The 374-nt window shown below is 49.0% G+C and carries 2 pseudogenes; one reads left to right on the forward strand and one right to left on the reverse strand.

Annotated features, from left to right (window positions below):
* Positions 1 to 13: 13 nt before the first annotated feature.
* A pseudogene (locus tag B9T16_RS29550) lies at positions 14 to 268 on the reverse strand (group II intron maturase-specific domain-containing protein); the annotation flags it as partial.
* Positions 269 to 271: 3 nt separating this feature from the next.
* On the opposite strand from B9T16_RS29550, the pseudogene B9T16_RS29555 reads away from it, so the two are divergent.
* Positions 272 to 374, forward strand: a pseudogene (locus B9T16_RS29555) (Photosystem Q(B) protein 1); the annotation flags it as partial.

Genomic DNA, 374 nt, shown 5'->3' on the forward strand with positions numbered 1-374 from the left:
ACGCCCTTCAGCCCCCAGGCCTGACAAAGCTGCTTTCTGGCATTGTAGAGCCGCTGGCCGATGCGCAGACGCCGGCGCGTCGGATCGACCGCCACCTCCATGCCCTTAATATTTGCCAAAYTRTTTTGTCTAGYTTAKTGAAGGTCTCTGMTGAGACTACCGCTGARTAATARTTTGACCATCCCCGAATAATYRGGTTTAGTTTRYTAMTCAGGGYTGATTGAGGTGTTGTTCTATATTGTTTTATTACACCTTTAATCACTTCTGTGTCTTCCTGATCGGTGTATTTTGCTACATGGGTCGTGAGTGGGAACTGTCCTACCGCTTGGGAATGCGTCCTTGGATCTGCGTAGCTTACAGCGCACCTTTTGGTG

It is taken from the genome of Arthrospira sp. PCC 8006, assembly GCF_046480465.1.
GTDB lineage: Bacteria > Cyanobacteriota > Cyanobacteriia > Cyanobacteriales > Microcoleaceae > Limnospira > Limnospira platensis.